Origin of the sequence: Desulfotignum phosphitoxidans DSM 13687, assembly GCF_000350545.1 — a bacterium.
GTDB classification, from domain to species: Bacteria; Desulfobacterota; Desulfobacteria; order Desulfobacterales; family Desulfobacteraceae; genus Desulfotignum; species Desulfotignum phosphitoxidans.
In genome coordinates this window covers 19,824-43,588 of sequence record NZ_APJX01000015.1, presented here as the reverse complement: position 1 = coordinate 43,588, position 23,765 = coordinate 19,824, and the positions used below count along the sequence as shown (strand labels likewise).

The following is a 23,765-nucleotide window of genomic DNA, read 5'->3' as shown; positions in this document are numbered from 1 at the left end:
AGGCAGAACAAACAATGATAACCTTACTGGATTACGGGGCCGGCAATGTGCGCAGCGTGAGAAATGCCGTGGAAAAACTGGGGGGTACCCTGACCACGGTGACGTCCCCTGAAGATATTTTATCCGCGGAAAAGATCATTTTTCCCGGAGTCGGCAATTATGAAAACATGATTCAGGTGCTCAACCGCAAGGGCTTAATGGCACCGCTGCGGGAATACCTGGCCTCCAACCGACCTTTTTTCGGCATCTGTTTAGGTATGCAGGCATTGTTTCAAGGCAGTGAAGAAGATCTTTCCAACAATGAATCCATCGGGTTTTTCTCAGGCCGGGTGGAACGGTTTAAAACCAGACTGTCCGTGCCCCACATGGGGTGGAACGGGATCCATCTTAAACAGGATTCCCCACTGTTGGACAGGATCGGTCCGGATGCCCGGTTCTATTTTGTGCATTCCTTTCACCTGGTGCCCCATGACCCGTCCGTAGTTTTGACCACCACCACCTATGATTATGAATTTGCCAGTGCCATCCAGCAGGGCAATATCATCGGGACCCAGTTTCATCCGGAAAAAAGCGGAAAACACGGGATGCAGATCCTGGAAAATTTCATCAGACTGACGGACTTCACACCGGCCGGCCGGGTGGATATTTTGGGCAAAGGTCTGGCCAAAAGGATCATTGCGTGCTTAGATGTGCGGTCCAATGACCAGGGGGATCTGGTGGTGACCAAAGGGGATCAGTATGATGTCAGGGAAAAACCCGGAGCTGCGGACAAGGGAAATGTCCGGAATTTAGGCAAGCCCGTGGATCTGGCAAGGCGGTATTATGAGGAAGGGGCGGATGAGATCACGTTTTTGAACATTACCGGATTCCGGGATTTTCCCCTGGCGGATCTGCCCATGATCACGGTACTGGAACAGACCTCGAAAAACGTGTTTGTGCCGTTGACCATCGGCGGCGGGATCAAGGATTATACCGATGCCGAGGGTCGGCATTACACCGCCCTGGAAGTGGCGGACCGGTATTTCAGATCCGGGGCCGACAAGATTTCCATCGGCAGTGATGCCGTGCACATTGCCAAAGCCTTTGTGGATACCGGCAAAAAAACCGGGAAAAGCGCCATCGAGCAGATTTCCCGGGTGTATGGGGCCCAGGCCGTGGTGATCTCCATCGACCCCAGGCGGGTGTATGTGGCAGCACGGCAAGAAGCGGCCGGACATCATGTGATTGAAACCGGCATCCCCGGTCCTGACGGGGAACGGTTCTGCTGGTACCAGTGCACGGTCCAGGGGGGACGAACGGCTGTGGACCTGGATGCCGTGACCCTGGCAAAAGCCTGTGAAGCCCTGGGGGCCGGCGAGATTCTGCTCAACTGCATCGACCGGGACGGCACAAAATCAGGGTTTGACCTGGAATTGATCCGGGCTGTGAAACAGGCCGTGACCATTCCGGTGATCGCTTCCTCCGGGGCCGGCAGCCCGGCGCATTTTTCTGAAGTGTTCACAGAAACCAGGGCGGATGCGGCCCTGGCCGCCGGGATTTTTCATAGAAAAGAAGTGCCCATCCCTCAAGTCAAAGATCATCTGGCAGGGCATGGGATTCCCGTGCGCCGGTCCTAAAGACCTTGAAACCCACGGGTATCGGGTTATTTTTTTAATTCAAAGGTGATCGGAATTTTCACCCACATGCCCGTGGGAACCCCGTTGGATGTTCCCGGTTCAAACCGCCAGGCAGCCACGGCTTTTTCAGCCGCGCGATCCAGGGTGTCATATCCGCTGGATTCAAAAATACGTAGTTTTTCCGCTTCACCAATCTTGTTGACAAACACCATGAGCATGACCGTGCCCGTATGCCCCCGGCGCCGGGCGATGCCGGGGTACCGGGGCCGGGGGTTTTTTTTGTAAAGCGGCACGGCTTGTTTCCGGACTTCCGGTGCAGTGGATTCTCTGGAAACCGATGCGGGGTTCTCCTGAAAAGATTGTGTGGCATCCATGACATCGGAAAGATCCGGATTCGGCATTTTCTGTGCAGTGTGACCGGTGTTTTCCACGGGTGACATATCGGGTTCCGGGTCCGGCGGCGCGGGTGACGTCACGTCCAGCTCAGGTGGAGTCACATCCGGCTCTGGTGCCGGGGCTTTTGGTTTCGGGGGGGCCAGTGTTAAATCGTCTTTTTTGGGCAAAAGGTCTTTTCGGGGCGTGATTTCAGTTGGCGCCGGCGCTTTGGGGGGGGTCGGCAGCGGCGGTTTTTTTTCCATGTCAGGCACAGGTAAGGGGACTTTTTCAGGTTCGGGCACCTGTTTTTTTTCAGGATCGGGTGCGGGGGGTGTTTCAGGTTTTGGCGCTGGGGCTGATTTTTTTTCAGGGGCCGGTAAAACATGGGTGATCTGGATGGCAATGCCGGTGTCTTTTTGAGAAACCGGGGCATCAGGCCCGGAGAAAAACGGGAAAAAAACAAGCACGGCCCCATGAATCACCACGGCCGCCAGTGCTGAAATCAAGATCCGCCGCATCTATTTTTTCAGTTTTGCCTGAAGGGATATATCATGAATCCCGGCCAGGGTGATCTGGTCTAACACTGTGAACAGGGTCTGGTATGACACAGATTCTTCGGCAAACAAAAGCACTCCCGGGGTGGTTTTGCCGGTTGATTCAGATGCCAGCATGTGGGACAGATCTGCCAGAGAAACCTGCACATCATCCACATAAAGCTCGTTTTCTCCTTTGACTGTCACGGAAACCGGGGTTTGTTTTTCTATGTCCGCCACAGATGATTCCGGCAATGTGACGGACAGGCCCCGGTGAACGGACATGGACAGCATGGAATAGATAAACACCACCAGTAAAAGAAACACGATGTCAATCAAAGGCAGCATTTCGATTCTGGGTTTGCCGGGTGCGGGCAGGTTAATTTTCATGGGTGTCTTCCCGGCAGGGGTCAAATTGGGTCATTTGCCGTTCATGCATGATCTCAAAACTGGTGGCATATTTTTCAATGATCTGGGCAGCCCGTTCAATGCGGGCATTGAAAAAATTATAGGGAAACACGGTGACAATGGCAATGGTCAGGCCGGATGCCGTGGTGATCAGGGCCTTGGCAATCCCGCCGGTCACGGCCATGGGATCTTCGATCCCCGAAGCTCCGAGCATGTCAAAGGATTCAATGATGCCCACCACGGTTCCCAGTATACCCAGCAACGGGGCAATGGTGATGATGGTGTCCAAGGCGCCCATGAAACGGCGCATTTTATAGATTTCATCTGCAGCGGCTGATTCCATGGCTTTAACCGGGGAATAGTCCCGGTGAAGAATCCCGCTGATCAAAACCCGGACCACGCTGTTTTTTGATCCCTGGGTGGCCTTTCGGATTTCCTCCCAGTTTTCTTCAGCAGACAGTTCCAGCACCCGGTCCATAAGGGGCCTGTCCCGGTCAATGCCGGAAGTTACCCAGAAAATGGTGCGTTCAATGATTAAGGTCAAAGCGATGACAGAGCATAAAAGCAGCGGATACATCAAAAATCCGCCATGGGTGAATAAAAGAATCATGGGGATATGCTTTCCTGTGAATCGGTTTTAATGAAAATACCGGGCCGCCCGGAATGGGGATTGGGCGCCACCACCACATCGGTGTGGTATACGGCCCGGATATTGTCCCGGGTGATCACGGTTTCCGGGGTGCCGTATTTGAAAACCGTTTTTGTGTTTTTGTCCAGCAGCAGCACCTGATCGGAATATTCCGAGGCCAGATTCAGATCATGCTGCACCATGACAACGGTCAGGCCGTGCCGGTCTTTCATGGTTTTGACCCGGTTCAGGATCTGGGCCTGGTGGGAGATGTCCAGGTGAGAGGTGGGTTCATCCATGAGCAAAAGAGCGGGTTCCTGTACCAGGGCTTTGGCAATGCCGGCCAGCTGGCGTTCACCGCTGCTGATACAGTTCAACGGGGATTCCCTTAAGTGGTCGATGTGGGTGAATGCCATAAAAGACCGGGCAAGATCGCGGTCCGCCTCTTTTTCAAGAAACTGCCAGGAGGAAAAATGAGGCAGCCGGCCTAAAAGCACATATTCTTCCACGGTCATGTGGATGCTTTCCAGGGTCTGCATGACCATGGCAATGGTTCTGGCCCGCAAGTCTCTGGGCATTTTGTTCATGTCCTGCCCCTGCATGTTCACCCGGCCGCCCAAAGCGGGAATCAGACCGGGCAATGTCTTTAACAGCGTGGTTTTCCCGCACCCGTTGGGACCGATAATGGTCACAATATCCCCTTTTTGAACAAAAAACGAGATGTCCTTGAGCACCACCTGGCTGCCGTATCCGCAGGATAACCCGGCAATGTCCAGAAAAGGGGGGGTCATAATGCCACCTTTTTTTTGCCTAAGACATAGATGAATACCACGCCGCCGATAATACCGGTGATCACCCCCACGGGCAGTTCCAGCGGGGCGATCACCATCCGGGCCACAATATCGCAGAATGTGAGAAAACTGGCCCCGCCCAGAAAAGAACTGATGATGAGAATGCGGTGGTCTGATCCGGCCACCATGCGCATGAAATGCGGGACGATGAGCCCTACAAACATGATGATGCCGCCGGCGGATACGCTTAACCCGGTCAGCAGAGAGGCCGTGACAAACAGGATTTTCCGGGTCCGGGCCGTGTGGATTCCCAGCAGGGCCGCTTCATCATCGCCTAAAACCATGGCGTTGAGGGCCAGGCTGTGATACAGGGCAATGACAAGCCCTGTAATGGAACCGGCCAGCACCAGCCGGATCAGGACGGGGCTGGGTTCATCCAGGGACCCCATGATCCAGAAAACAATATTGCTTAAATCATCCTGTTCCGACACGGCCATGAGCAGCATCACCAGAGACGAGGACACAAAGCTGATCATCACGCCGATGAGCAGCATGGTGTTGGGCTGGAGCCGGCCCGTGCGCAGCCCTAAGCCATAGACCAGGACAATGACGATGCCGGCCCCGGCAAATCCGGCCAAAGGATAGGCAGTCACCCCCAGCAGGGCCGGAAGGCCCAGGAGGATGGCGATACACACGCCCAGAGAGGCCCCGCCGGAGATCCCCAGGGTGTAGGGTTCCACCAAAGGATTTCTGAACAGACCCTGGAGCAGGGTGCCTGCGACACTCAACGCCCCGCCCACGGCAATGGCCAGAATCACACGGGGCAGCCGGATGCCCAGGATAATGCTTGCGGTCACACTGTCTTGCTCATGGAACAGGGCATCAAGAATCTGGGCCGAAGACAGCGGGGTGGACCCTAAGCGCAATGCCGTTAAGGCACATGCCGTCAGCAGCACGGACAGGCTGCCGATGATCAAAATCCAGCGTTTTGCCCCGGTGTCATTCATGAAATATTTCCATGGATATCAGGCCTTGTGCGGCTTTGGGATGGATGTGAGAGAAAAACAGCATCAAGGTTTTGGCAAAGGTCTGTGGTGTGGGGCTGAACACACTGTCGTCGGCCAGTACGTGCACCTCATTGTTTTTGACGGCGTTCAACGCGGTAAATTGCATCCAGGCATCTTTCTGGGCAATCCCTGCTTTGGTGGCCGTACCCATGGTGGCCACGAAAATCACATCCGGGTTTTCTTTCAGCACATGCTCCCGGCTGAAGATGCCGGATCCGGTATGGCCGGCAATGTTGGTGCCGCCGGCCAGCTCGATATAATTGTTGATAAAGGTGCCCTGTTCCGCTGTTTTCAATGGTTTGATCCCGATCTGGATAAACACCTTTCTTTTTTTCAGGGTGTTGGCCGTGTGCCGGACAAGGTCCACTTTGGCGGCAGCGGTTTCAACAATATCCATGGCTGCCTGTTTTCTGCCCAGTAAGGTGCCTAACTCCAGAAGCATGTCACAAAGCGTATCAAAATCCGGGGGATTGTCAAACTGAATCACCCGAAGTCCTTGATTCCTGAGCGCCTGTATCTGTTTGACCCGGGTCAGGGTGCTGGCAAACACGGCATCCGGCTGAAGCCGGACAATTTCTTCCACATTGATCTGGATCACCGTGCCGATGACCGGCTTGTTTTCTTTGCCTTCAGGAATGGTGCAGTAGCTGGTCACGCCCACCAGGTGCGAATCCGCACCCAGCTGATAGATCATGTCCGTGATCAAAGGGCCTGAAGACACCACCCGGGTCAACGGTGTCTGTTTTGCAGCATGGCCTGTCAAAACCCAGGGGCCGGCCAACAGACAGATCAGTACCAGTGCCAGACCGGTTTTTTTCATAACGGACCTCCCTGCCCGACCGCCCCGTTGAACAGAGCATCCAGGGCCATGGCAATCACCCGGGGCACTTTTGGACGGGTGACAAAAACCTGCCAGGTCTCCAGGGGTTTTGCCGCGATCATTTCAGCTGTTTCCCGGCAGGTTTGCTCAAATGCCCCCAGATCTTTTATCAGGCCTTTGTCATACTCATCGCTGACAGCCATGGCCGTGGCCATGAATCCCCGGTAAAACGGATCCAGCAGAAGGGTCTCCACTTTCTGGATCAGCATATTTTCCGAAATATGACACTGACAGGGAAGGTCTTCGGACAAAAGTTCATGCAGGGAAATCCCCCTTTTTTCCAGGCGCCGGAAAATATTGAGGTCGGACGTGATGCCGTTCTGTTTTTTGACAGCCTCTGTCACCGCCCGATGAACCGCCTTGCCGATCAGTTCCCCCAGCCGGGTGTGCCCGCCGGCATTGTCCAGGACAGCCGGGCCTTGGCCTTCCACCACCAGGATGTTGTCCGTGCCCGTGCCCGTGGCCCGGTACCGTCCCTGTTCATAGCTGGAGCGGATATCTAAGTCCAGCAGGGCTGCGGTTTTTCCTTCCGTGGCCGTGATCATGGCCCGGGTCATGGCCCGGGGGGTCAGGCGGTGACTGGTCATGATGATCACATTGATGGTGCCGGGTTCATAGAACTCCCCGGAATCCCGGGAGGTCCGCATGGCATTGCCGTCCACCCCGGCCGTGGCAAACACCGTGACCGCGATATCTTTGAACCGTTCCTGTGCCGCACTCAAATGATCCATGTCTGCGCCGGTGAACAGAAAAGCCGTGGTGTCCGGTGCCAGACCCAGCACATCAAACACCTGGGTTTTCAAAACATCCAGCCCCTGGTCATGGACCAGAAGCCAGGTTTCCGGAGGGATATAATGATTTCCGATGGCGGTAACCCCGTGCTTGAATCCCTCCAGCGTGGAAAGAACCGACATGGGCCGGTCCAGCTGGATCACCAGAGACTTGTTGATAAAATCAAGGATCCGGCTCTGCTTGACCGCCGCCGCCTGGACACAGGAAACATCTGTTTGTATGGGATTGCTTTGCGTCACCTGATTTTTTTGAAGCAGGGTGCGCTCATCTGCCAGGGAACTGCCGTGGATGGTGGCAAAAAGCCGTTTGACAAACTGTCCGGAACGGATGGATGCCCGGCAGGTCAAATCACAGGGGAAATAATAGATTTGGTTGTTTTTCACCGCATCCACATCTTTCCATCCGGGAAGGGAAAAAAACCGGTCCGCTGCTTCCCGGTCGCTGCCGCATCCATAAATCACCTGGGGATTGAAAGACGTCCACTGATCCTTTGATACCGGCACCACCGCACCGGTGCCAAAGTCCGGAGGAATGCCCCCGGCCAGAGATATCATATGATTCTGGAATGAATCGCTGCCCGGGGTCATGATCTGTTCTCTTCCCATGAGCCGGATCACCCGTTTGGGGGAAAGGTCCGCTTTTTTCATTTTGGCGGTTACCCAGTCCAGATCGGCGTTGATTTCAGCCACAAGGTGCCGGGCGTTTTCCTGCTTTTCCACCAGGTTTCCCAGCAGCAGCAACGTGTCCAGACTGTCCTGGAGGGTCTGTGTTCCGGCATGCACCAGAGGAATATCCCGGGGCAAAAAAGAGGATAATCCCTGTAATTGAAACGGGTCATAAAAAACCAGGTCCGGTTCCAGAGCTTCAATGGCGGCCGGAGATGGAAAAGAGAACCCGCCCACCAGGGTTTTTCGGGCCGCATACCAGGGCCGGGTGGTATGATAGGTAATGCCTGTGACCGAATCCTGTGCGCCCAGTGCAAACAGCATTTCCGTGATTGACGGCACCAGACTCACAATGCGTTCCGGTTTTTTTGTGAGCGGACTCTCATTGCCGGTGCCGTCGGTAAACCGCAATTCATTGCACAACCCGGGGGCAGATCCGAATATCCATGCGCTGATCAGGATTCCCAGCAGCGCGGTGATGAAGACATGACAAGATTTCATAACAACCGCCATTTCAGACCGATATATCCGGAAAGGCCCGGGGTGGCATAACTGAAGGCATCTTCGTAATATTCGTCAAACAGGTTGTCCACCCGGGCAAAGATCTGGAACCGGTCCGTGATGTCACAGGATCCGGACAGGTTCACCACGGTATAGTCATCCAGGGTGTTCACCAAAAGGCCGTCCTTGTCCTTAGCATAAGGAGAGGCAGCCCGTTCGCCCACCCACCGGGCATCCATGCCCACCTGCCATTTTTCCAGAAACCGGTAGGACGCGGTCAGTCCCACCTGGTTTTCAGGACGTCTGACCAAGGGGTTGCCTTCGGGGTCCCGGGTATGGGTATAGGTATAGTTGAGGTTAAAAAACAGATCCCTGACCGGTGTCCAGGCAGCCGACACTTCCACCCCCCGGGTTTTGGTGTCCCCTTCAAGCTGATTGTATTTTGATATGAGCATGTCATAATCGATGCGGTTTTCAAAATCCATTTCCCAGTAGTTCACGCCCAAAGTCAGCTGATCATCCAGAAAACCCTGCTCCACCCCCAAATCCCAGCCCCGGCTTTTTTCCGGCTCAAGATTCGGGTTTCCATAGTCGGAAAAAAGTTCATACAGGGACGGGGATCTGAAACCGGTGCCAAAGCTGGCTTTGAGACGGGTACCGGTTGAGAAGATTTCATAGGCAGGCGCAATTCTGAAGGTGGTTTTCCTGCCGAACGACTGGTGATCATCCATCCGGGCCCCGGCAATCAGAACCAGGTTTTCTCCAATAAAAAGCTGATCCTGGAGCCAGTAACTGAGGGTCTGGGTATCGGTATCCGGCATCCCGCTGCTTTGACTTTCCATGGCTTCATTGAAGTATCCGGCACCCAAAGACAACACATGGGTGTCAAAATCGATGTTGCCCTGCCAGGAGAAGTCATCTGTGTCACCCTTGTAGTCATACCAGGGCAGATTGTCATTGTCATATGCCTGGCGGTCATTTCGATTGAATTTCCAGGATAGAACAGATTCAAACCGGCCGTCGGCAAACCGGTTGTTGATGCCGATTCGGCCTATTATCTGTTCGGATTCAGACCGTTTGTGCGTGGGACCGTCCGGGTTGGAAACCAGGGTGTTGACCCAGGCACCGGAGACCGGATCCGGCACCCATGTGGAACGAATGTTGTCTCCGGAATATCCTCCCTCATAATCATCTAAATCCACCTTGGAATCCACATACCGCAGGGTGGATGCGACGGAAAAATTTTCATTGAATTCAATGCCGAAGTTTCCGGAAAGCGTGAGATTTTCATACCCGTCTTTTTCATCGGTGTTGCCGTCCTGGGGGATGCGCGGGTTGTCCTTGTCTGCAATGGAAAATCCGTCCCGGGACAGATAGGAGCCGGATACGGCATATGAGAGCTTGTCTGTGGCACCCGAGGCATGGCCGCCGGTTTTCCAGGTGCCGTAGGAGCCGCCTTCCACGGAAGCGGTGACTTCAGGGTCTCTGCTGCCTTTTCTGGTGATGATATTGATCACACCGGCCGTGGCGTTGCTGCCGTACATCACACTCATGGCACCTCTGACCACTTCGATGCGTTCCACCTGATCCAGGTTGATATCGGAAAGATCAGCAGACCGGTTGGCACTGGACGGATCATTGAGAACAATGCCGTCCAGCATCACCAGGGTATTTTTGGAGTCCGCTCCCCGGATGAACACAGACGCGTTGGTGCCCATGCCGCCGTTGGAGGTGATAAACACACCGGGCACAGTTTTGAGAAGCTCCAGCACGGTGTGGGCGTTTTTTTCTTCGATCTCTTTGGCCGTGATCACTGTGACGCTGTTGCCGCCGATCTTTGCTGAAGTGGTTTCTGTCTGGGTCACTGAAACCACGACCTGATCCATGGTGGTGACCGCTTCATCTTCTGCCTGGCGGGCGGAAACGCCGGTGATTGCCGTCATCCAGAAAACAGCGATGATCCCCAGGTACATCCCTTTTTTTTTCATTTGATTCTCCTGTGCGCATTAACCAATTGCCGGTCCGGAGAAACCAAAAAACCCCGGACCGAGTAAATCGATCCAGGGTTTCCCTTTTTAACACAAGATCTTGAACAGATTTTTTCTGGTCCACGGAAAAAATCCAAAATCACCCCAGGCAGGTCTTCTGGCTCACGGATCATCCTACTGGCCGCGTCTTCCCATACCAATTATGATACAGTGACATGGTTGCGGCGGTGGTCCCCGTTTACAGCGGCGGGCCCGTCCCTGACTTTCACAGGGTTCCCTTTCAAGCTCAAAAATGAGCACCTTGGCGTATGCTCTGATTACCTATTGACTGACCGCTTTTTTGTCAAGTATTTTTTTGGGGGATCGGCAAATTTGCTTGCGGATCGATTTGCAGGATACCGGCCTGCTTCAAAACCGGTGCAGCGCTAAAAAAAGATTCAGCTAAAAAATCAGGCCGGGGTTGATTCCTGTTTGAAAATATGTATAATCTGATCCCTGTTTTCCGGCGGACGAGTGGAATCCCGCCCTATAAATTCTCCCTCACTGACAAACATATGTTGGGGATGTCCTGCAACATGATAAAGGAGGCTTTATGCTTACAATTACCAGAGAGTTCAGATTTGACGCAGCCCACCGGCTGTTTCTCAACGGCCTGACAGACCGGGAAAACCGTGACATATTCGGTCAATGCAGCAAGCTTCACGGCCATACCTATCGCCTGAGGGTCACTGTTTCCGGCAGGGTTCACCCAAACGGCATGATCCTTGATTTTACGGATCTCAAGCAGATTGTCGATGAAAAAATCATCGCCCGGTATGACCATGCGTTTCTCAATGAATGGGATGAATACCGGGATCAGCCCACCACGGTGGAGAATATGTGCCTGCATATATTCAAGGTGCTTTTCCCCTGTTTTGAAGCCCTTGGTGCCGTCCTGACCCGGGTGCAGATCTGTGAAACCCCGGATGCCTGGGCAACGGTGACCCCGGATGTCTGACCCGGGGCCGGATCCTCTCTTGCACAAAATGCTTGAGATCAGTGAGATGTTTTCATCGATCCAGGGAGAAGGGCCTTTCACGGGCCGGCCGGCCTCTTTTCTGAGGCTCAGCAGGTGTGTGCCGCCCCTGTGCCCCTGGTGCGACACCCGGCATGCATGGGGGCCTGGCACATGGATTTCCGTTTCAGCGGCGGCAGAAAAGATTCTGGCCCATGGCAACCGGTTGTGCGTGATCACCGGCGGAGAACCGTTCCTGCAGTGGGAGTCCGGGTTGAACCTTCTGGAGGCGTATCTGATTGAAAAGGGCATCACCGTTCAATATGAAACCAGTGGAAAGGTACTGATCCCATCCGAGGCAAAAGGCTTCAAGGTCTGCTCACCCAAATATCTGTCCGGCACCTGGCAGTATCGTATTGAAAACAATACCCGGGCCGACTGTTTCAAATTTGTGGTCAGGGATGATCCCGCCCATGTGGCCGCTTTTGTGAAAACACATTGCCTGCCTGAAACATCGGTGTGGATCATGCCCATGGGTGCCTTGAGGAACGAACAGATGGACCGCCTTGCCGGTGTATGGCGGTTTTGTGTCGACAACCGTTTCAACTTTTCCTTGCGCCTTCACACCTTGATTTTCAACAATCAAAAAGGAGTGTAACATGGTGGACGCTGTCCTGGTCCTGTCCGGCGGCATGGACTCGGCCGTGCTGCTGGCCCAAACCCTGAACCAGGGGAAAACCGTTGAAGCGGTGAGCTTTGACTATGGTTCAAAACACAATGCCCGGGAACTTCCCATGGCCCGGGATCTGTGTGCGCATTTCAACATACCGCATCAGGTGATCCTGCTGCCCTTTATCAATGCCCTGTTTTCATCCAGCCTGCTGGCCGGAGGGGAGACCGTTCCGGACGGTGCATACACGGCAGCCACCATGAAAAGCACGGTGGTTCCCTTCAGAAACGGGATCATGCTTGCCATCGCCGCCGGATACGCTGAATCGATAAACGCGTCCCAAGTGCTTCTGGGGTCCCATTCCGGGGACCATCATATTTACCCGGACTGCCGTCCCGGGTTCAACAGCGCCTTCAGGGATGCGGTATACATCGGCACAGACAAAAAGGTCATGGTCTGCTTTCCCTTTTCTGGCATGGACAAAAGGGATATCGGCGACCTTGGAAGAAAACTGGACCTGGATTTCACGAAGACATGGACCTGCTACAAAGGCCTGGCACTTCACTGCGGAACCTGCGGTGCCTGCAACGAAAGAAAATATGCCCTGCGGCATGAGGAGGGTCTCGATGCGACAACCTACCTGGCATGATTTCATACACATTGTAACCCCATGGCGGCTTTCATGAACAGGCCGGCAGATCAAGGCATCCCCCTGGGAAGGCAGGCCCGGTACAAAGACACCTATGATCCTTTTCTGCTTTTTGCCATACCCCGGGCAGAGGCGAGAAAGGCCCTGGGTATCCAAGGGGCCCTTCCCTTTTCAGGGGTGGACATCTGGAATGCCTATGAACTTTCCTGGCTCGATGCATTCGGCAAACCCTGTGTGGCCGCCGCCCGGATCACGTTTCCATGTGACAGCGGCAACATGATCGAGTCAAAATCCCTGAAACTGTATCTTAATTCATTCAACTTCACCCGGTTCAAGTCGGTTGAAAAGGTTCGGGCAGTGATCACAACGGATCTGAGCCAAAATGCCCTGGCCGATGTGACCGTGGACCTGGTGATGCCCGGATCGTTTGCCATGATGACCATTTGTGATCCTCCCGGAACCTGCATTGACGATTTGGATCTGGAAAATGAGGTCAACACCTGTGAGTATCGGCCCGATTATCTGAAAACCTTGCCAGGGACAGCTGAAGAAACGCTTTTTTCCAATCTGTTGAGAACCCGGTGTCCGGTCACGGGGCAGCCTGACTGGGCCACGGTGATGATCCGGTACAAAGGCCCTGCAATGGACCATGCTGGTCTTTTGCAGTACCTGATCTCCCTGCGCCGGCATTCAGGGTTTCATGAAAATTGCGTGGAAATTATGTTTATGGATATCCTGCACCGGTGCAGACCGGATCATCTGTCCGTATATGCAGGATTTACCCGGCGGGGCGGCCTGGATATCAATCCCGGCCGTGCCACCGGTGAACAGAATTTCCCCAATATCCGGCTGGCACGGCAATAGGTTGTGGATAAGACTGAAACAGGGTTTCCAGTTCAACCGGGCTCATCAGCCAACCCAATGAGACAATGCAAAATAAAAGAAAACCAGAGAGAATAAGAGAAATTAAAGGAGAGATTAGATGCACAGGACATACACAACCCAGATTGATGCCGCCAGAAAAGGGATTTTTACCCCGCAGATGGAACAGGTGCTTGCCGAAGAAACCATATCCAGACAGGACCTGATGGAACGGGTCGCCAGGGGACACATCGCCATTCCGGCAAACAAAAACCACCTGAACCTGATGGCTGCCGGGGTCGGGCAGGGCCTGAGAACCAAAATCAATGTCAATCTCGGGGTTTCAAGGGATGTATGCTCATTTGATGCCGAGATGAACAAGGCAAAATTGGCCCTGCAATACAAGGCGGATGCGGTCATGGATTTAAGTGTTTCAGGCGATACCGAAGCATTCAGGAAGCGGCTCGTGGCAGAGGTGCCGGTAATGATCGGAACCGTTCCTGTTTACGACACATTGACCCGAACCGGCAAGCCCACTGAAGAGATTACCCTGGATGACTGGTTTGAAACCGTGGAAATCCATGCGGACAACGGAATCGATTTCATCACCATCCATGCCGGTCTCAACCGGAAATGCGCTCACAGCATACAGGTCAACCCGAGACTGTGCGGCATTGTCAGCCGCGGAGGCGCCATCCTTTTTGAATGGATGGCAAAGACAGGCAATGAAAATCCCTTTTATGAACATTTTGACCGGCTGCTCGATATCTGTGAAGCCCGTGATGTCTGTATCAGTCTTGGGGACGGACTCAGGCCCGGTGCCATAAAAGATGCGTCAGATGCGCCCCAGATCGAGGAGTTGATCACCCTGGGGGAATTGACCCGGCAGGCCTGGCAGAAGAATGTGCAGGTGATCATTGAAGGGCCGGGCCATGTACCGCTGCATGAGGTGGAAATGAATGTCAGGCTGCAAAAAAAATTATGTCACAATGCACCGTTTTATGTGCTCGGCCCGCTGGTCACCGACATCGCCCCGGGATATGACCATATCACCTCTGCCATCGGCGGGGCCCTGGCAGCCATGCACGGGGCGGATTTTCTATGCTATGTCACCCCGGCCGAACATCTCAGGCTGCCCACGGCCGAAGATGTCAAAGAGGGGATTATGGCATCGAGGATTGCGGCCCATGCCGGAGACCTGGCAAAGGGTTTGACCGGGGCAATGGACCCGGATCACCGGATGAGCCGGGCACGTCAATCACTCGACTGGGAGAGCCAGTTTGAATGCGCCATCGACCCTGAGAAGGCCAGGGCTTTCCGGCAATCATCTCAGCCTTCTGATCAGGATGTCTGCACCATGTGCGGTGATTTTTGTGCGGTGAAACGGGTGAGAGATCTTGGAAAAGACAGGGAGTCTCAATCTGCCGGTTTTTCGGGTTGACAGGGACAGACCCAAGGGAAAGGAAAATGCCCCCCTGTGGAGACGGCTGCTGCTGAAACAAGGGTTTTTTTCAATCTGTGGATAAATCAGGGCATCCCCGGATCATGTTGATGGTCCGGGGATTTTTGTTTCTCCCCGGACAGACCCTTTTTTCTAAGGGAAAACTTATGCACCCGGAAAACCGGCCTGCCCAGCTGCCTGAAGGGAAATAGCGTGTTGAAAAAGGCTGAAACTTTTTTCAATCCCAATTTATCAATATTTTATAGGAGGAGCAAAAAAATGAAAAAAATGGTCGCACAGCAGCGGGATATCAGATTGGCGCTGCCGTAAAGGGGGGATTTCCAGCACCACCACGGCCAGCCGATAAAACAGGTCCGCCCGGATTTTCCCCTGGTCCATGGCCTGGGATGGCCGCACAGTTGACAGGAATGAACGGCCGAGATGCCCTGGGAGATGCCTGGTGAATGGCCTGGGCGAACAGTTCCTTGCCGCACCCGGTCTCGGCCCAGAACGGTTTCATCCTGGAGGTCGACGGTGCGTATCAGCAGGCGGTTGATATACCGCACCAGTCCCTTCCGGTCAATGATCAGCACCCCCATGAGGGAGTTGTCCCAGATGGCACAGAAAGCCGGGGAGAGAACGGTTTCCATATTCAGTTCAGGCATGGATGGCATCCTTGCATCATAATGGTCAGACCCTATGATCTGTTTGGCCGGCATCATATGGTACACACATCTGTTTGCCAAATCATTGGGCCTGTCCGGAACCATAGCACAGGCTGTCCGGGATGTGAACCCGAATGATATATCATTATGAAAGGCTTGTTCAGGCAGCTTCGGGAAATATGACAGTGGAATGGGCAGCATCGTCCCGAATTTATAATTATCTGGATAAGGACTTGTATTTTTCTAAAATGCCTGGTACATACCATGAACAACAACTGTGGCTGAAGCCGCTGGTATATTAAAATGATCTGCCGCCCGGCGGCAGAACAAACAACATAAAAAAACATTAAAAAGGCCATGAAGGTCCATTCTTTTGTAAAAAAGAAGACACCCTCATGGCTTTTTTTTGTCTGGGTTTTTTTAAAGACAATCTGGGCCATGGGCAGGAAAAGTGTTCATTGGTATGACAATTTTTTTACCAGATTTTTCAGCAAAAAGGAGACCCAGTGAGATGAAAAAAATGATGTTTGTCATGTGTCTGGCCTTTATCTGCATCTATGCAGCCCCGGTAACGGCCAGGGATGCATCATCTGAAAACCAGGAGGCGGCTGTCAAAGCCGGGGGAGTCAAAAGCATTGAAGACCGGATAAGCCATCGGGAAGAGGCGGTTGCCCGCAGGGTTTTAGGGGATAACTGGTTTGAGCGCGTGAACATATCCGGATTGATAGAAATTGAAGCCATGCATCAGTCAGTGGATTATTCTGATCCGGCTGTTTCTGATGAAGACTCCAGTGATGTAGACCTGGCAACGGTGGAGCTGGTGGTGGATGCCAGGATCGCCGATCATGTGGACGGGCACGTGATGTTCAAATATGAGGAAGATGATCTGTTTGTGGATGAAGGGTTCATCACCTTGTCCGGAACTGACAGGATGCCTGCCTGGCTTGCAGCAGGAAGGCAGTACCTTCCTTTTGGATATTTTGACAGCCATTTTGTCACTGATCCTGCCACCCTGGTGCTGGGGGAAACCAATGAAGGGGCCGTGGTGGCCGGATACACCGCAGCAGATGGGGTGCTGCAATTTTCTGCCGGACTTTTCAATGGTGATATCGATGAAGACAATGATGATGACATGGTTGACAGCTTTGTTGCATCCATAGCTGCACAGCCGTTTGAACCGCTCATGATGGGGGTTTCCTATACCTCCAATCTGCTGTCATCAGACAGTTTTTCCGAATTTGCTGTCAATCCTGCCATCGATGATATGGTGGGCGGCTGGAGTGTGTTTGTTACGGTGTCATTTCTGGACCGGTTTAAAATCATCGGCGAATATGTGGCGGCCATGGACCATTTTAATGCCGGGGAGATTTATGATGCCGCTGATACCAGGCAGAGGAAACCATCTGCCTGGAACCTGGAATTGGGCGCCGCTGTTCTGGAGGACCTGGAACTGGCTGTGGGATACGGGGGGTCTGATGACGGCGGTGATGAATTTTTGCCCGAAAACCAGTATGGGGCCGTAATAAACTGGAAAATTTTTGACAGCACCAATCTCGCACTGGAATACCTGCGGGCGGAATTTGAAGATAACGGCCAAGAAACAGATACGTACACTGTTCAGCTGGCCGTTGAATTTTAACGATTTTCATATTTAAGAGGAGATACATACCATGCGTACAAAAACTATAGCAGCTTTTTTTATGATTTTGGCGGCATTCATGATTCTGGCAGTGAATCCGGCACTGGCCCATTTCGGTGCCATTATCCCGTCAGATGATATAGTTACCCAGGATGATGACAAAACCCTGGGTGTTCAGGTCAAATTTATCCATCCCATGGAAATGCATTATATGGAGATGGTCAAACCCAAACAGTTCGGTGTACTCCACGATGGCAAAAAGACCGATTTGCTCGGCACACTTGCGGCCGCAAAAGGAAAAAGCCCGGACCAGGATCAATCGTTTACCTTTTGGACCACGGACTATCAGATCCGCAGGCCGGGTGACTACACCTTTTATGTTGAACCCGACCCTTACTGGGAGCCGGCTGAGGATCTTTTCATCGTTCACTACACAAAAGTGTGTGTGAACGCGTTCGGCCTGGAACAGGGATGGGATCAGCATGCGGGACTGGAGACCGAGATCATCCCCTTTACGCGTCCTTACGGGCTCTGGACCGGCAATCTGTTCACCGGCCAGGTGCTGCTCAAAGGCAAACCAGTGCCCTTTGCCGAAGTGGAGATCGAATATCTGAATGAAACCCCGGGAAATATCAATATCGTGCATCCTCCGGCAGATCCCTATGTCACCCAGGTGGTCAAGGCCGATGTAAACGGTGTGTTCAGCTATGCCATGCCCAAAGCCGGCTGGTGGGGTTTTTCAGCACTGAACCAAGCCGATTGGACACTCACCCATGAGGGACAGGAAAAAGGCGTGGAGATCGGCGCTGTTTATTGGGTCCGGACACGGGATATGAAATAGGCGGAGGATAAGATGAAATATGTGAATTGTTTGCTTGCTGTCTTGTTTGTGGTATTGTCAGCAACGGGTCCGGCCCTGGCACACAAGGTGAACCTGTTCGCTTATGCCGAAGGCGGCACCATTTTTACGGAAAGTTATTTCCCTGACGGCAGAGCGGTGGAAGGGGGAAAGGTACTGGTTTATGACAGCAAAGACAAGCTGCTTCTGGAAGGGGTGACCGATACAGAGGGGTTTTTTAATTTTGAAATTCCAAAGGCTGATGATTTGAACATAGTGATCGAGGCGACCATGGGACACAAAAACTGTTTCAGACTCAAAAAAGCCGAAGTGGAGGCCGGGAAATGACACGCATGCAAAAGGGGCTTGCAATGGGAGTGCTGTGCCTGTATCTGGCATGTTTCCCGGGTCTGCTTTGGGCCCAGGATGCCCAGAATGACAGTACCGGGGAGGTCATCGCTCTTTTGAAAGAACAGAACAGCACACTCTCCCGTGATCTCAGACGGATTCACCGGGAGATAGCTGCATTGCGGGCAGATCTGGACAAACCGGGTACGAAAGATATCTTCGCCGGTATCGGATACATTGCCGGATTGTTCGGGGTGGCCGCATTTGCTGCATCCCGGCGAAAGGAGTAACTGATGCATATTTCCGACGGTGTTCTCCCTCTTGCCGTGACGATCGGCGGCTATGCAGCCAGCGCAGGGCTTGCGGCCTGGAGTGCCCGCCGCATTCACAGCCGGGACCTGCCCAAAGTGGCCGTGGTCACATCCGCCTTTTTTGTGGCCTCCCTGGTGCACGTTCCCTTTGGCCCCACCAGCGTCCACCTGCTGCTGCCAGGCCTGGCCGGTGCCCTGCTGGGCCCGGCCGCGTTTGTGTCCATCGGCCTGGGGCTGCTGCTGCAAAGTGTATTGTTTCAATTCGGCGGCATCACCGCGTTAGGGGCCAACGCAGCGATGATGGGGGTGCCGGCGGTGATCTGCGGCTGGTTTTTTCAGCAGGTCAGGGGCCGGACCCGGATGCGCCAAGCCGTGGCAGGCGGTTTGGCCGGGGCTCTGGGAACCTTTCTGGCTGCTGTTTTTCTGGCAGGGCTTCTGGCCGCCGGGGGAGAGGATTTTTTCGGGGTTGCCAAACTGGCCCTGGCCGCGCATGTGCCGGTGATCGTGATCGAGGGCGTGGTCAGCGGTTTTACCATCGGGTTCCTGGCCCGGGTCAAGCCTGGGCTGCTGCAGTCCTCTTTCCAGGATGCGGCCGGGCCGGTGCATGACTGAGGTCCATCATATCCAGATGCCGCTGTGGTATCTGCCGCTGCTGGTATTGATCCCGGCAGCGGTGACTGCGGTTGCGGTGCCATGGCTGCGCAGCCGGTTCAAAAAACAGGTGGTCCCCGGCAATGTGCCGGACTGGTCCATTCCGCCGCTGGATGACGGCCGGGGACTGGGCACCTCTTTGATCCACCGCTGGGATGTGCGCTGCAAGATCGTGACCCTACTGGCCTACAGCTTTGCCGTTGCCTCGCTGCACCATCTGACTGCTGCCGCCACTGCGGTGCTGATTTCCCTGGCAGTGCTCCTGGCGGCAAAGGTATCGTTTCACAAGGTGGTGCTGCGGGTGCGGGCCCTGGGCAATTTTCTGGGCATGATCTTTGTCCGCAGTTTTGAACGCACCGAACGGGTGTTTGGAAACAGCTGACGGACTGTTTTGAATTTCATCTATGAATATTAAAACACTGCCATTACCTCTCACCTGATTTTTATGAAAGAAAATTGCCTGAAGCAAGTCTTCAATGGAATGGTCCTGCTCAAAAATATCCCGCTCGGTTTTAATTTCAAGATTCAGATATAGATACTGTTCGAATTGTCCTGAAAAAAGGTTGATGGCTGTTGTTTTTCCGACTTGTCTTGCTCCTCTCAGAATCAATGGCTTCCGGTCCTTTTTTTCTCTCCAGCTTGATAATTCGTTTAAAACATCCCTATTGAACATTGTGTCCTCATTTTTTGTTTGATATAAAGTCAGGGACTTTTAATAGTATTTTTGTAACAAAATCAATGATATTGTCGAGAATTGTTGAGAAATAGTCAGGCATTTTAACCAGGCCAGCCGGCTGATCAGAGGGCTCGGAATGCAGTCCGGATAAATAGATGTGTTCCAGAACAGACCTGATGGCATCCCGGCTCCGGATCATGTCACATAAATAGAACAAGCACAAGAACATTTAAAAAATAATGAAGCAGACTTTTGTTTGGTACTTGATTTGTCATACTGCCGGGCTCATTTTATCACAGCAACTGGCTGATTATAGTTCAAGACTCCGGACAATCACTGTTGATTCAGGATGATCACATACCTGCTGGTAACGCCCAGTATATTTTTTTTCTGCATGGCAGAAACAACGACCGGGCTGAAGCGCTGGGTCGACATGGGGGCCTGGATAATATGGGTATGATACCATCCCGTCTTTTTCAGGATATCAAGGTAGTCGTCTATGAGGATGCCGCCTTTATATTTTTCCTCTATTGCCGGCGTATTTTGAAAATCCCGCCAGTCTGCATTGATAAACGCAAATCGTGTCGTCTTTTTCACATTGCGTTTCAGCAAAACAAAAAAGGCCTCAAGAAATTCAAGGTAGGCTTTTTTGGACAAACCGGAGATGCTTTTTTCATCATAGTCAGCCGCTTTTTTGTCAAAGTAGGGCGGATCAAAGAGGATCAGATCCGGTTTTTCCTTTGCGCTTACAGGCCATAAACGCGATTGCGCAGATGAAACATCCCATGTGAAAGGTTCGATCTCAGGGCGCGTGTCCGGCCGGTCCTTCATATCAAAAGCCCAGCACCTTCGGCCCATGGCAAGGCAGGTGTCCGGAGTCACGCCGCCCCCGGCCATGGGATCAAGAATCAGGTCATCCGGCTTTGAAAAATAGCGAAGGATATGGGCGATCATCTGGGCCGGGATACGTCCGGGCCAGTCATCCCCGAATCTTTTATCACAATCATTCCATTCCCACTGGTCCCAGGTCCTGAGTCCCCAGCCAAGTTCCTTGAACCTGTCATGGTCATTTCTGCCTTCCAGGGCCAGAGACCAGACCATGGGATCAGGCCAACCGTGCTTCTCAGCCACCTGTGAAACTGTGAAGCCTTTTTTTAAATCGGCATTTGGCGGATTTGGCAATACTGCCATTTCCGCCAAATGGTCACGGATTACCTCCCTGGCAGGTCCCAATCTCTTTGCAATCCTGTCCTGGGGGATGCCAAGGCGGTGCATGCGAAATATTTCGCCCGATCGCTTTTGTTGCAGCATACAGCAGGGGATCAACTCCATCCAGATCCTTTATGATGACTTTTATCTCTTCCATTCCGGTTGACTTGTGGGCGCTCCATCTGTGTGCTCCGTCCAGGTGGCGGTAGAAACCGGGTTTGTCAGGGCAGGGCTCCACCTCAATGGGATCAAAGTCAATCCCATCCCTGATGTTTTCGGCAAATATAGCCACACGTTTGTGATCAATACCCTTTCGTGGATAAATATCTTCATCAAGAATAATTGAAGAAACAGGGATTGGGAGTTCAGGATTCATCTTCATCGATCATATATTCCCACATTTCATTTTGATGCAACCATATGGGATCCGCGTTCCTTCGAATAAACTCGTCCATATCCAGGCCGTCGATTGTCTGTGGTCGTTTGACCCTTTTCTGTTTGCCATTGATGAAAACGGTCATGTACTCTTTCCGCCGCAGTTTCTTTTCAGCCTTTTCCGCCACAGTTAGTTTTCGTTTGTGTTTTGACATGATGGATACTGCTCTGTTTCTTCCCTCTGAGTTTGAATGACTTTATTTTTTTGGTAATTTTCCAATACCTGATCCCCGGCACACCACAATGACCACCACATTGCTGACCATTTGGGTTGAGGTAACCGATTTCGACGGTTTCCCCGCTACCATCCCGCCATTCAATTGGAATATCAGTTTTATTCATGCTCATTCCTTCTCCCAACGCTGCCCCCCTGGACTGCGGTGTTATGCATAATTCTCTCTTTCTTTTTTCAATTCATTGAGTCTGTCAATCAAATCATTTTCTCCTTCAAGACCCTTTAATACATCAAGTTCATCACGTTTTTTTTCTGGTAGTGAATCTGATTTTGGTTTATTTAAACAACATTTTTTATATTTTTCCCCACTTCCACATGGGCATGGTTGGTTTCTGCCTATTTTGGTCATATTTTCCTTCCTGTGTAGTTTTTTACCTGATATAACGACAAGGTCACTTGCGCCGCCAAAAGACTTACCCGTCAAGGACGTAGTCGTTCACGGCATCAAGTGAACCGCCTGGTTCGCAGTTCAATTTGTAGGCTCTGGTCAACGGGGCAGCCATGAGGCAACAACCGACAACAGCAGCGACAATGTTTTTAAAATTAAGGATTAACCTAGCTTTAAGCTTCATCGTCAACTTCTCTGTTTTGGTTTTCATCTCAGCTTCCATATGCACCTCCCTTTTGATTTTAATGCCAACGGACATCTCTGCATTACTGCCCAGAGATTCAGCAGGTCGCTGCATGTAGCCGGAAGGCCCAGTAGGAATCGAACCTACCCCCGTCTCCCCCGAAGGCCAGAGACTACAAACTCTATATTTATTTTAGTCTGTCAAAGTTGTTCGCTATGTATTTTTTAAATTGAGGCTTACAATGTTCAGATTGTTCTTTTGTATTTTTACCATTGAACCAAATACTTCTTTTTCCTTTGTTTTTTCCAGATTGATTCTGAACTGACGCTTGGATAAACTCCTTGGACGTCATGATCCACATCATATCCATTCGTTCGGAATAAAATACAAACCAATAATTTTCTCTGATTTCATGCGGGATAGCAGCAAATAAAGCGGCATCGCCGAAAACAACTTTCTTTGACCTATCTTTTATTTGGATTGATACAAAAGAACCGTCATATTTTTTAACGACAACATCGATAGCATCGTCATCAACCATTGGAACATAGACATCTAATCCTTCTTTTAGCATGTTTCCGATAATCCAATATTCTATTCCTTTTCCAAAACTGGCTGAATGTCTAAAGGTGCGTGTCATTTTTTTCCTGCGAACGTAAACATCTGCGGCTTGTCCGTCAGCATGTTTTTGTTTAATTTTTTCACCATATTGTTGCATAAATTCAACAAATACCATATCATCTATTTCCAGGTCTTGATTTCCATTCGGATGTCCATAAAATATTTATCATTTTTGGTTTCGCTATGGCCCAGTCGACAACATATGATTATGATGTTTACGCGTGCCCTTCAGGGTATCAGCCGCGCAATCCTAAAGCAAGCGCATATTACAAGTGCGTTGAAGATCACTTTGAAGAATTGGAGCGAAAATAATCAGCTTTATTGAAGAATTTGACGTCATCGAAAAGATACTGCGTCACCTTGATCTCTGGGATGTCCGAAATCATGACCCGCCGCAAACGGTTTCAGATTATGTTCTTGATTTGGTCTGTGATGAGGCAGACTCTCAGATTCCGGAATTGGAGAGTTGGTATTGATTTTTTTTGAAATTGGATTGAGGGATTGCGGTGAACTATACCCAAAATTCGCCCTGTTCTGGAATTTTTTACATCGTTCAGGCCCACTTTGACAATTCCAGGGATTTTATATCCCGTTGCTTCAATGGCTATATTTCCCATTTTGCAGCAACGCACCTCAACCGGGTATCAACCGGGTACAGACACAATATGTTGTGTCTGTACCCGGTTGAGGTCATATTTCAGATTTC

General features: G+C 52.0%; 27 protein-coding genes, 1 pseudogene and 1 riboswitch. Of the genes and pseudogenes, 12 read left to right on the top strand and 16 right to left on the bottom strand.

Features of this window, described 5'->3' with window-relative positions; all coding sequences use genetic code 11:
* Positions 1-14: 14 nt before the first annotated feature.
* Positions 15-1,616 carry an imidazole glycerol phosphate synthase HisHF gene (locus DPO_RS21790; protein WP_006968545.1) on the top strand — a complete coding sequence of 534 codons (1,602 nt, stop codon included), beginning with the start codon at positions 15-17 and terminating at the stop codon, positions 1,614-1,616.
* A 26-nt stretch (positions 1,617-1,642) separates the two neighbouring features.
* Here DPO_RS21790 and DPO_RS21785 read toward each other — a convergent pair whose 3' ends face one another.
* Genes DPO_RS21785 through DPO_RS21750 form a run of 8 tightly spaced genes read right to left on the bottom strand, consistent with a single transcriptional unit; the run spans position 1,643 to position 10,244 of the window.
* Entirely contained in the window at positions 1,643-2,509 is an 867-nt protein-coding gene (locus tag DPO_RS21785) for an energy transducer TonB (RefSeq protein WP_006968544.1), read from the bottom strand.
* A complete protein-coding gene (locus tag DPO_RS21780; protein ID WP_006968543.1) occupies positions 2,510-2,914 on the bottom strand; it encodes an ExbD/TolR family protein in 405 nt (134 codons plus the stop codon).
* Positions 2,904-3,542, bottom strand: a complete 639-nt coding sequence (locus DPO_RS21775) for a MotA/TolQ/ExbB proton channel family protein (RefSeq protein ID WP_006968542.1) — start codon at positions 3,540-3,542, stop codon at positions 2,904-2,906. The genes DPO_RS21780 and DPO_RS21775 overlap by 11 nt, the downstream gene beginning before the upstream one ends.
* Positions 3,539-4,351 (bottom strand): ABC transporter ATP-binding protein, encoded by an 813-nt coding sequence (locus tag DPO_RS21770; RefSeq protein ID WP_006968541.1) that lies wholly within the window; start codon positions 4,349-4,351, stop codon positions 3,539-3,541. The genes DPO_RS21775 and DPO_RS21770 overlap by 4 nt, the downstream gene beginning before the upstream one ends.
* The gene (locus DPO_RS21765) at positions 4,348-5,358 is read right to left on the bottom strand and encodes a FecCD family ABC transporter permease (RefSeq protein ID WP_006968540.1); all 1,011 of its coding nucleotides are present in this window, start codon (positions 5,356-5,358) and stop codon (positions 4,348-4,350) included. Before DPO_RS21765 ends, DPO_RS21770 begins: the two co-directional genes overlap by 4 nt.
* Complete coding sequence (locus tag DPO_RS21760) at positions 5,351-6,238, bottom strand: ABC transporter substrate-binding protein (protein ID WP_006968539.1); 888 nt, start codon at positions 6,236-6,238, stop codon at positions 5,351-5,353. Before DPO_RS21760 ends, DPO_RS21765 begins: the two co-directional genes overlap by 8 nt.
* Complete coding sequence (locus DPO_RS21755; RefSeq protein WP_006968538.1) at positions 6,235-8,256, bottom strand: adenosylcobinamide amidohydrolase; 2,022 nt, start codon at positions 8,254-8,256, stop codon at positions 6,235-6,237. Before DPO_RS21755 ends, DPO_RS21760 begins: the two co-directional genes overlap by 4 nt.
* Positions 8,253-10,244, bottom strand: coding sequence for a TonB-dependent receptor plug domain-containing protein (locus DPO_RS21750; protein WP_006968537.1), 1,992 nt, complete (start codon positions 10,242-10,244; stop codon positions 8,253-8,255). Before DPO_RS21750 ends, DPO_RS21755 begins: the two co-directional genes overlap by 4 nt.
* Positions 10,245-10,374: 130 nt before the next feature.
* A riboswitch (cobalamin riboswitch) is annotated at positions 10,375-10,563 on the bottom strand.
* A gap of 273 nt (positions 10,564-10,836) precedes the next feature.
* Between DPO_RS21750 and DPO_RS21745 the strand changes: the two genes are divergently transcribed.
* The 5 genes from DPO_RS21745 (at position 10,837) to thiC (ending at position 14,859) form a co-directional block, all read left to right on the top strand.
* Entirely contained in the window at positions 10,837-11,241 is a 405-nt protein-coding gene (locus DPO_RS21745) for a 6-carboxytetrahydropterin synthase (RefSeq protein ID WP_006968536.1), read from the top strand.
* Entirely contained in the window at positions 11,234-11,896 is a 663-nt protein-coding gene (locus DPO_RS21740) for a 7-carboxy-7-deazaguanine synthase QueE (protein ID WP_152427784.1), read from the top strand. Before DPO_RS21745 ends, DPO_RS21740 begins: the two co-directional genes overlap by 8 nt.
* Position 11,897: 1 nt before the next feature.
* Positions 11,898-12,557: a 7-cyano-7-deazaguanine synthase QueC gene (gene queC, locus DPO_RS21735; protein WP_006968534.1), complete on the top strand. Its 660-nt coding sequence runs from the start codon at positions 11,898-11,900 to the stop codon at positions 12,555-12,557.
* Between the two features lie 33 nt (positions 12,558-12,590).
* Positions 12,591-13,421 (top strand): NADPH-dependent 7-cyano-7-deazaguanine reductase QueF, encoded by an 831-nt coding sequence (queF, locus tag DPO_RS21730; protein ID WP_006968533.1) that lies wholly within the window; start codon positions 12,591-12,593, stop codon positions 13,419-13,421.
* A 118-nt stretch (positions 13,422-13,539) separates the two neighbouring features.
* Positions 13,540-14,859, top strand: a complete 1,320-nt coding sequence (gene thiC, locus DPO_RS21725; protein ID WP_006968532.1) for a phosphomethylpyrimidine synthase ThiC — start codon at positions 13,540-13,542, stop codon at positions 14,857-14,859.
* A gap of 260 nt (positions 14,860-15,119) precedes the next feature.
* Here the strand turns inward: thiC and DPO_RS26855 are convergent, their stop codons facing one another.
* Positions 15,120-15,524: a hypothetical protein gene (locus DPO_RS26855; protein ID WP_006968531.1), complete on the bottom strand. Its 405-nt coding sequence runs from the start codon at positions 15,522-15,524 to the stop codon at positions 15,120-15,122.
* 511 nt (positions 15,525-16,035) lie between these two features.
* Between DPO_RS26855 and DPO_RS21715 the strand changes: the two genes are divergently transcribed.
* The 6 genes from DPO_RS21715 to DPO_RS25735 are packed head-to-tail and all read left to right on the top strand — an operon-like array spanning position 16,036 to position 19,693.
* Positions 16,036-17,163: an LbtU family siderophore porin gene (locus DPO_RS21715; protein WP_006968530.1), complete on the top strand. Its 1,128-nt coding sequence runs from the start codon at positions 16,036-16,038 to the stop codon at positions 17,161-17,163.
* A 31-nt stretch (positions 17,164-17,194) separates the two neighbouring features.
* A complete protein-coding gene (locus DPO_RS21710) occupies positions 17,195-18,004 on the top strand; it encodes a DUF4198 domain-containing protein (protein WP_006968529.1) in 810 nt (269 codons plus the stop codon).
* Between the two features lie 12 nt (positions 18,005-18,016).
* Positions 18,017-18,349, top strand: a complete 333-nt coding sequence (locus DPO_RS21705; RefSeq protein WP_006968528.1) for a hypothetical protein — start codon at positions 18,017-18,019, stop codon at positions 18,347-18,349.
* Positions 18,346-18,639, top strand: a complete 294-nt coding sequence (locus DPO_RS21700; protein ID WP_006968527.1) for a hypothetical protein — start codon at positions 18,346-18,348, stop codon at positions 18,637-18,639. Before DPO_RS21705 ends, DPO_RS21700 begins: the two co-directional genes overlap by 4 nt.
* A gap of 3 nt (positions 18,640-18,642) precedes the next feature.
* Positions 18,643-19,272, top strand: coding sequence for a cobalt transporter CbiM (cbiM, locus tag DPO_RS21695; RefSeq protein ID WP_006968526.1), 630 nt, complete (start codon positions 18,643-18,645; stop codon positions 19,270-19,272).
* Complete coding sequence (locus DPO_RS25735; protein ID WP_006968525.1) at positions 19,265-19,693, top strand: CbiQ family ECF transporter T component; 429 nt, start codon at positions 19,265-19,267, stop codon at positions 19,691-19,693. Before cbiM ends, DPO_RS25735 begins: the two co-directional genes overlap by 8 nt.
* A 51-nt stretch (positions 19,694-19,744) precedes the next feature.
* Here the strand turns inward: DPO_RS25735 and DPO_RS24855 are convergent.
* From DPO_RS24855 to DPO_RS21660, 7 genes and pseudogenes are all read right to left on the bottom strand, one after another.
* Positions 19,745-19,984 (bottom strand): annotated as a pseudogene (locus DPO_RS24855) (AAA family ATPase); the annotation flags it as partial.
* Between the two features lie 336 nt (positions 19,985-20,320).
* Positions 20,321-21,118 carry a DNA methyltransferase gene (locus tag DPO_RS26290; protein ID WP_236610024.1) on the bottom strand — a complete coding sequence of 266 codons (798 nt, stop codon included), beginning with the start codon at positions 21,116-21,118 and terminating at the stop codon, positions 20,321-20,323.
* A gap of 73 nt (positions 21,119-21,191) precedes the next feature.
* Positions 21,192-21,572, bottom strand: a complete 381-nt coding sequence (locus DPO_RS26285) for a ParB/RepB/Spo0J family partition protein (protein WP_236610023.1) — start codon at positions 21,570-21,572, stop codon at positions 21,192-21,194.
* 170 nt (positions 21,573-21,742) lie between these two features.
* Positions 21,743-21,973 carry a hypothetical protein gene (locus tag DPO_RS25605; RefSeq protein ID WP_160166942.1) on the bottom strand — a complete coding sequence of 77 codons (231 nt, stop codon included), beginning with the start codon at positions 21,971-21,973 and terminating at the stop codon, positions 21,743-21,745.
* Between the two features lie 41 nt (positions 21,974-22,014).
* Positions 22,015-22,215, bottom strand: coding sequence for an SEC-C metal-binding domain-containing protein (locus DPO_RS26280; protein WP_006968522.1), 201 nt, complete (start codon positions 22,213-22,215; stop codon positions 22,015-22,017).
* Positions 22,216-22,279: 64 nt separating this feature from the next.
* Entirely contained in the window at positions 22,280-22,477 is a 198-nt protein-coding gene (locus tag DPO_RS21665; RefSeq protein ID WP_006968521.1) for a hypothetical protein, read from the bottom strand.
* Between the two features lie 148 nt (positions 22,478-22,625).
* A complete protein-coding gene (locus tag DPO_RS21660; protein ID WP_006968520.1) occupies positions 22,626-23,174 on the bottom strand; it encodes a group I intron-associated PD-(D/E)XK endonuclease in 549 nt (182 codons plus the stop codon).
* Between the last annotated feature and the right edge of the window lie 591 nt (positions 23,175-23,765).

Coding starts and splice junctions, on each gene's coding strand:
- DPO_RS21790 (WP_006968545.1), top strand. CDS start 15: ATGATAACCTTACTGGATTACGGGGCCGGCAATGTGCGCAGCGTGAGA.
- DPO_RS21785 (WP_006968544.1), bottom strand. CDS start 2,509: ATGCGGCGGATCTTGATTTCAGCACTGGCGGCCGTGGTGATTCATGGG.
- DPO_RS21780 (WP_006968543.1), bottom strand. CDS start 2,914: ATGAAAATTAACCTGCCCGCACCCGGCAAACCCAGAATCGAAATGCTG.
- DPO_RS21775 (WP_006968542.1), bottom strand. CDS start 3,542: ATGATTCTTTTATTCACCCATGGCGGATTTTTGATGTATCCGCTGCTT.
- DPO_RS21770 (WP_006968541.1), bottom strand. CDS start 4,351: ATGACCCCCCCTTTTCTGGACATTGCCGGGTTATCCTGCGGATACGGC.
- DPO_RS21765 (WP_006968540.1), bottom strand. CDS start 5,358: ATGAATGACACCGGGGCAAAACGCTGGATTTTGATCATCGGCAGCCTG.
- DPO_RS21760 (WP_006968539.1), bottom strand. CDS start 6,238: ATGAAAAAAACCGGTCTGGCACTGGTACTGATCTGTCTGTTGGCCGGC.
- DPO_RS21755 (WP_006968538.1), bottom strand. CDS start 8,256: ATGAAATCTTGTCATGTCTTCATCACCGCGCTGCTGGGAATCCTGATC.
- DPO_RS21750 (WP_006968537.1), bottom strand. CDS start 10,244: ATGAAAAAAAAAGGGATGTACCTGGGGATCATCGCTGTTTTCTGGATG.
- DPO_RS21745 (WP_006968536.1), top strand. CDS start 10,837: ATGCTTACAATTACCAGAGAGTTCAGATTTGACGCAGCCCACCGGCTG.
- DPO_RS21740 (WP_152427784.1), top strand. CDS start 11,234: ATGTCTGACCCGGGGCCGGATCCTCTCTTGCACAAAATGCTTGAGATC.
- queC (WP_006968534.1), top strand. CDS start 11,898: ATGGTGGACGCTGTCCTGGTCCTGTCCGGCGGCATGGACTCGGCCGTG.
- queF (WP_006968533.1), top strand. CDS start 12,591: ATGAACAGGCCGGCAGATCAAGGCATCCCCCTGGGAAGGCAGGCCCGG.
- thiC (WP_006968532.1), top strand. CDS start 13,540: ATGCACAGGACATACACAACCCAGATTGATGCCGCCAGAAAAGGGATT.
- DPO_RS26855 (WP_006968531.1), bottom strand. CDS start 15,524: ATGCCTGAACTGAATATGGAAACCGTTCTCTCCCCGGCTTTCTGTGCC.
- DPO_RS21715 (WP_006968530.1), top strand. CDS start 16,036: ATGAAAAAAATGATGTTTGTCATGTGTCTGGCCTTTATCTGCATCTAT.
- DPO_RS21710 (WP_006968529.1), top strand. CDS start 17,195: ATGCGTACAAAAACTATAGCAGCTTTTTTTATGATTTTGGCGGCATTC.
- DPO_RS21705 (WP_006968528.1), top strand. CDS start 18,017: ATGAAATATGTGAATTGTTTGCTTGCTGTCTTGTTTGTGGTATTGTCA.
- DPO_RS21700 (WP_006968527.1), top strand. CDS start 18,346: ATGACACGCATGCAAAAGGGGCTTGCAATGGGAGTGCTGTGCCTGTAT.
- cbiM (WP_006968526.1), top strand. CDS start 18,643: ATGCATATTTCCGACGGTGTTCTCCCTCTTGCCGTGACGATCGGCGGC.
- DPO_RS25735 (WP_006968525.1), top strand. CDS start 19,265: ATGACTGAGGTCCATCATATCCAGATGCCGCTGTGGTATCTGCCGCTG.
- DPO_RS26285 (WP_236610023.1), bottom strand. CDS start 21,572: ATGAATCCTGAACTCCCAATCCCTGTTTCTTCAATTATTCTTGATGAA.
- DPO_RS25605 (WP_160166942.1), bottom strand. CDS start 21,973: ATGAATAAAACTGATATTCCAATTGAATGGCGGGATGGTAGCGGGGAA.
- DPO_RS26280 (WP_006968522.1), bottom strand. CDS start 22,215: ATGACCAAAATAGGCAGAAACCAACCATGCCCATGTGGAAGTGGGGAA.
- DPO_RS21665 (WP_006968521.1), bottom strand. CDS start 22,477: ATGGAAGCTGAGATGAAAACCAAAACAGAGAAGTTGACGATGAAGCTT.
- DPO_RS21660 (WP_006968520.1), bottom strand. CDS start 23,174: ATGGTATTTGTTGAATTTATGCAACAATATGGTGAAAAAATTAAACAA.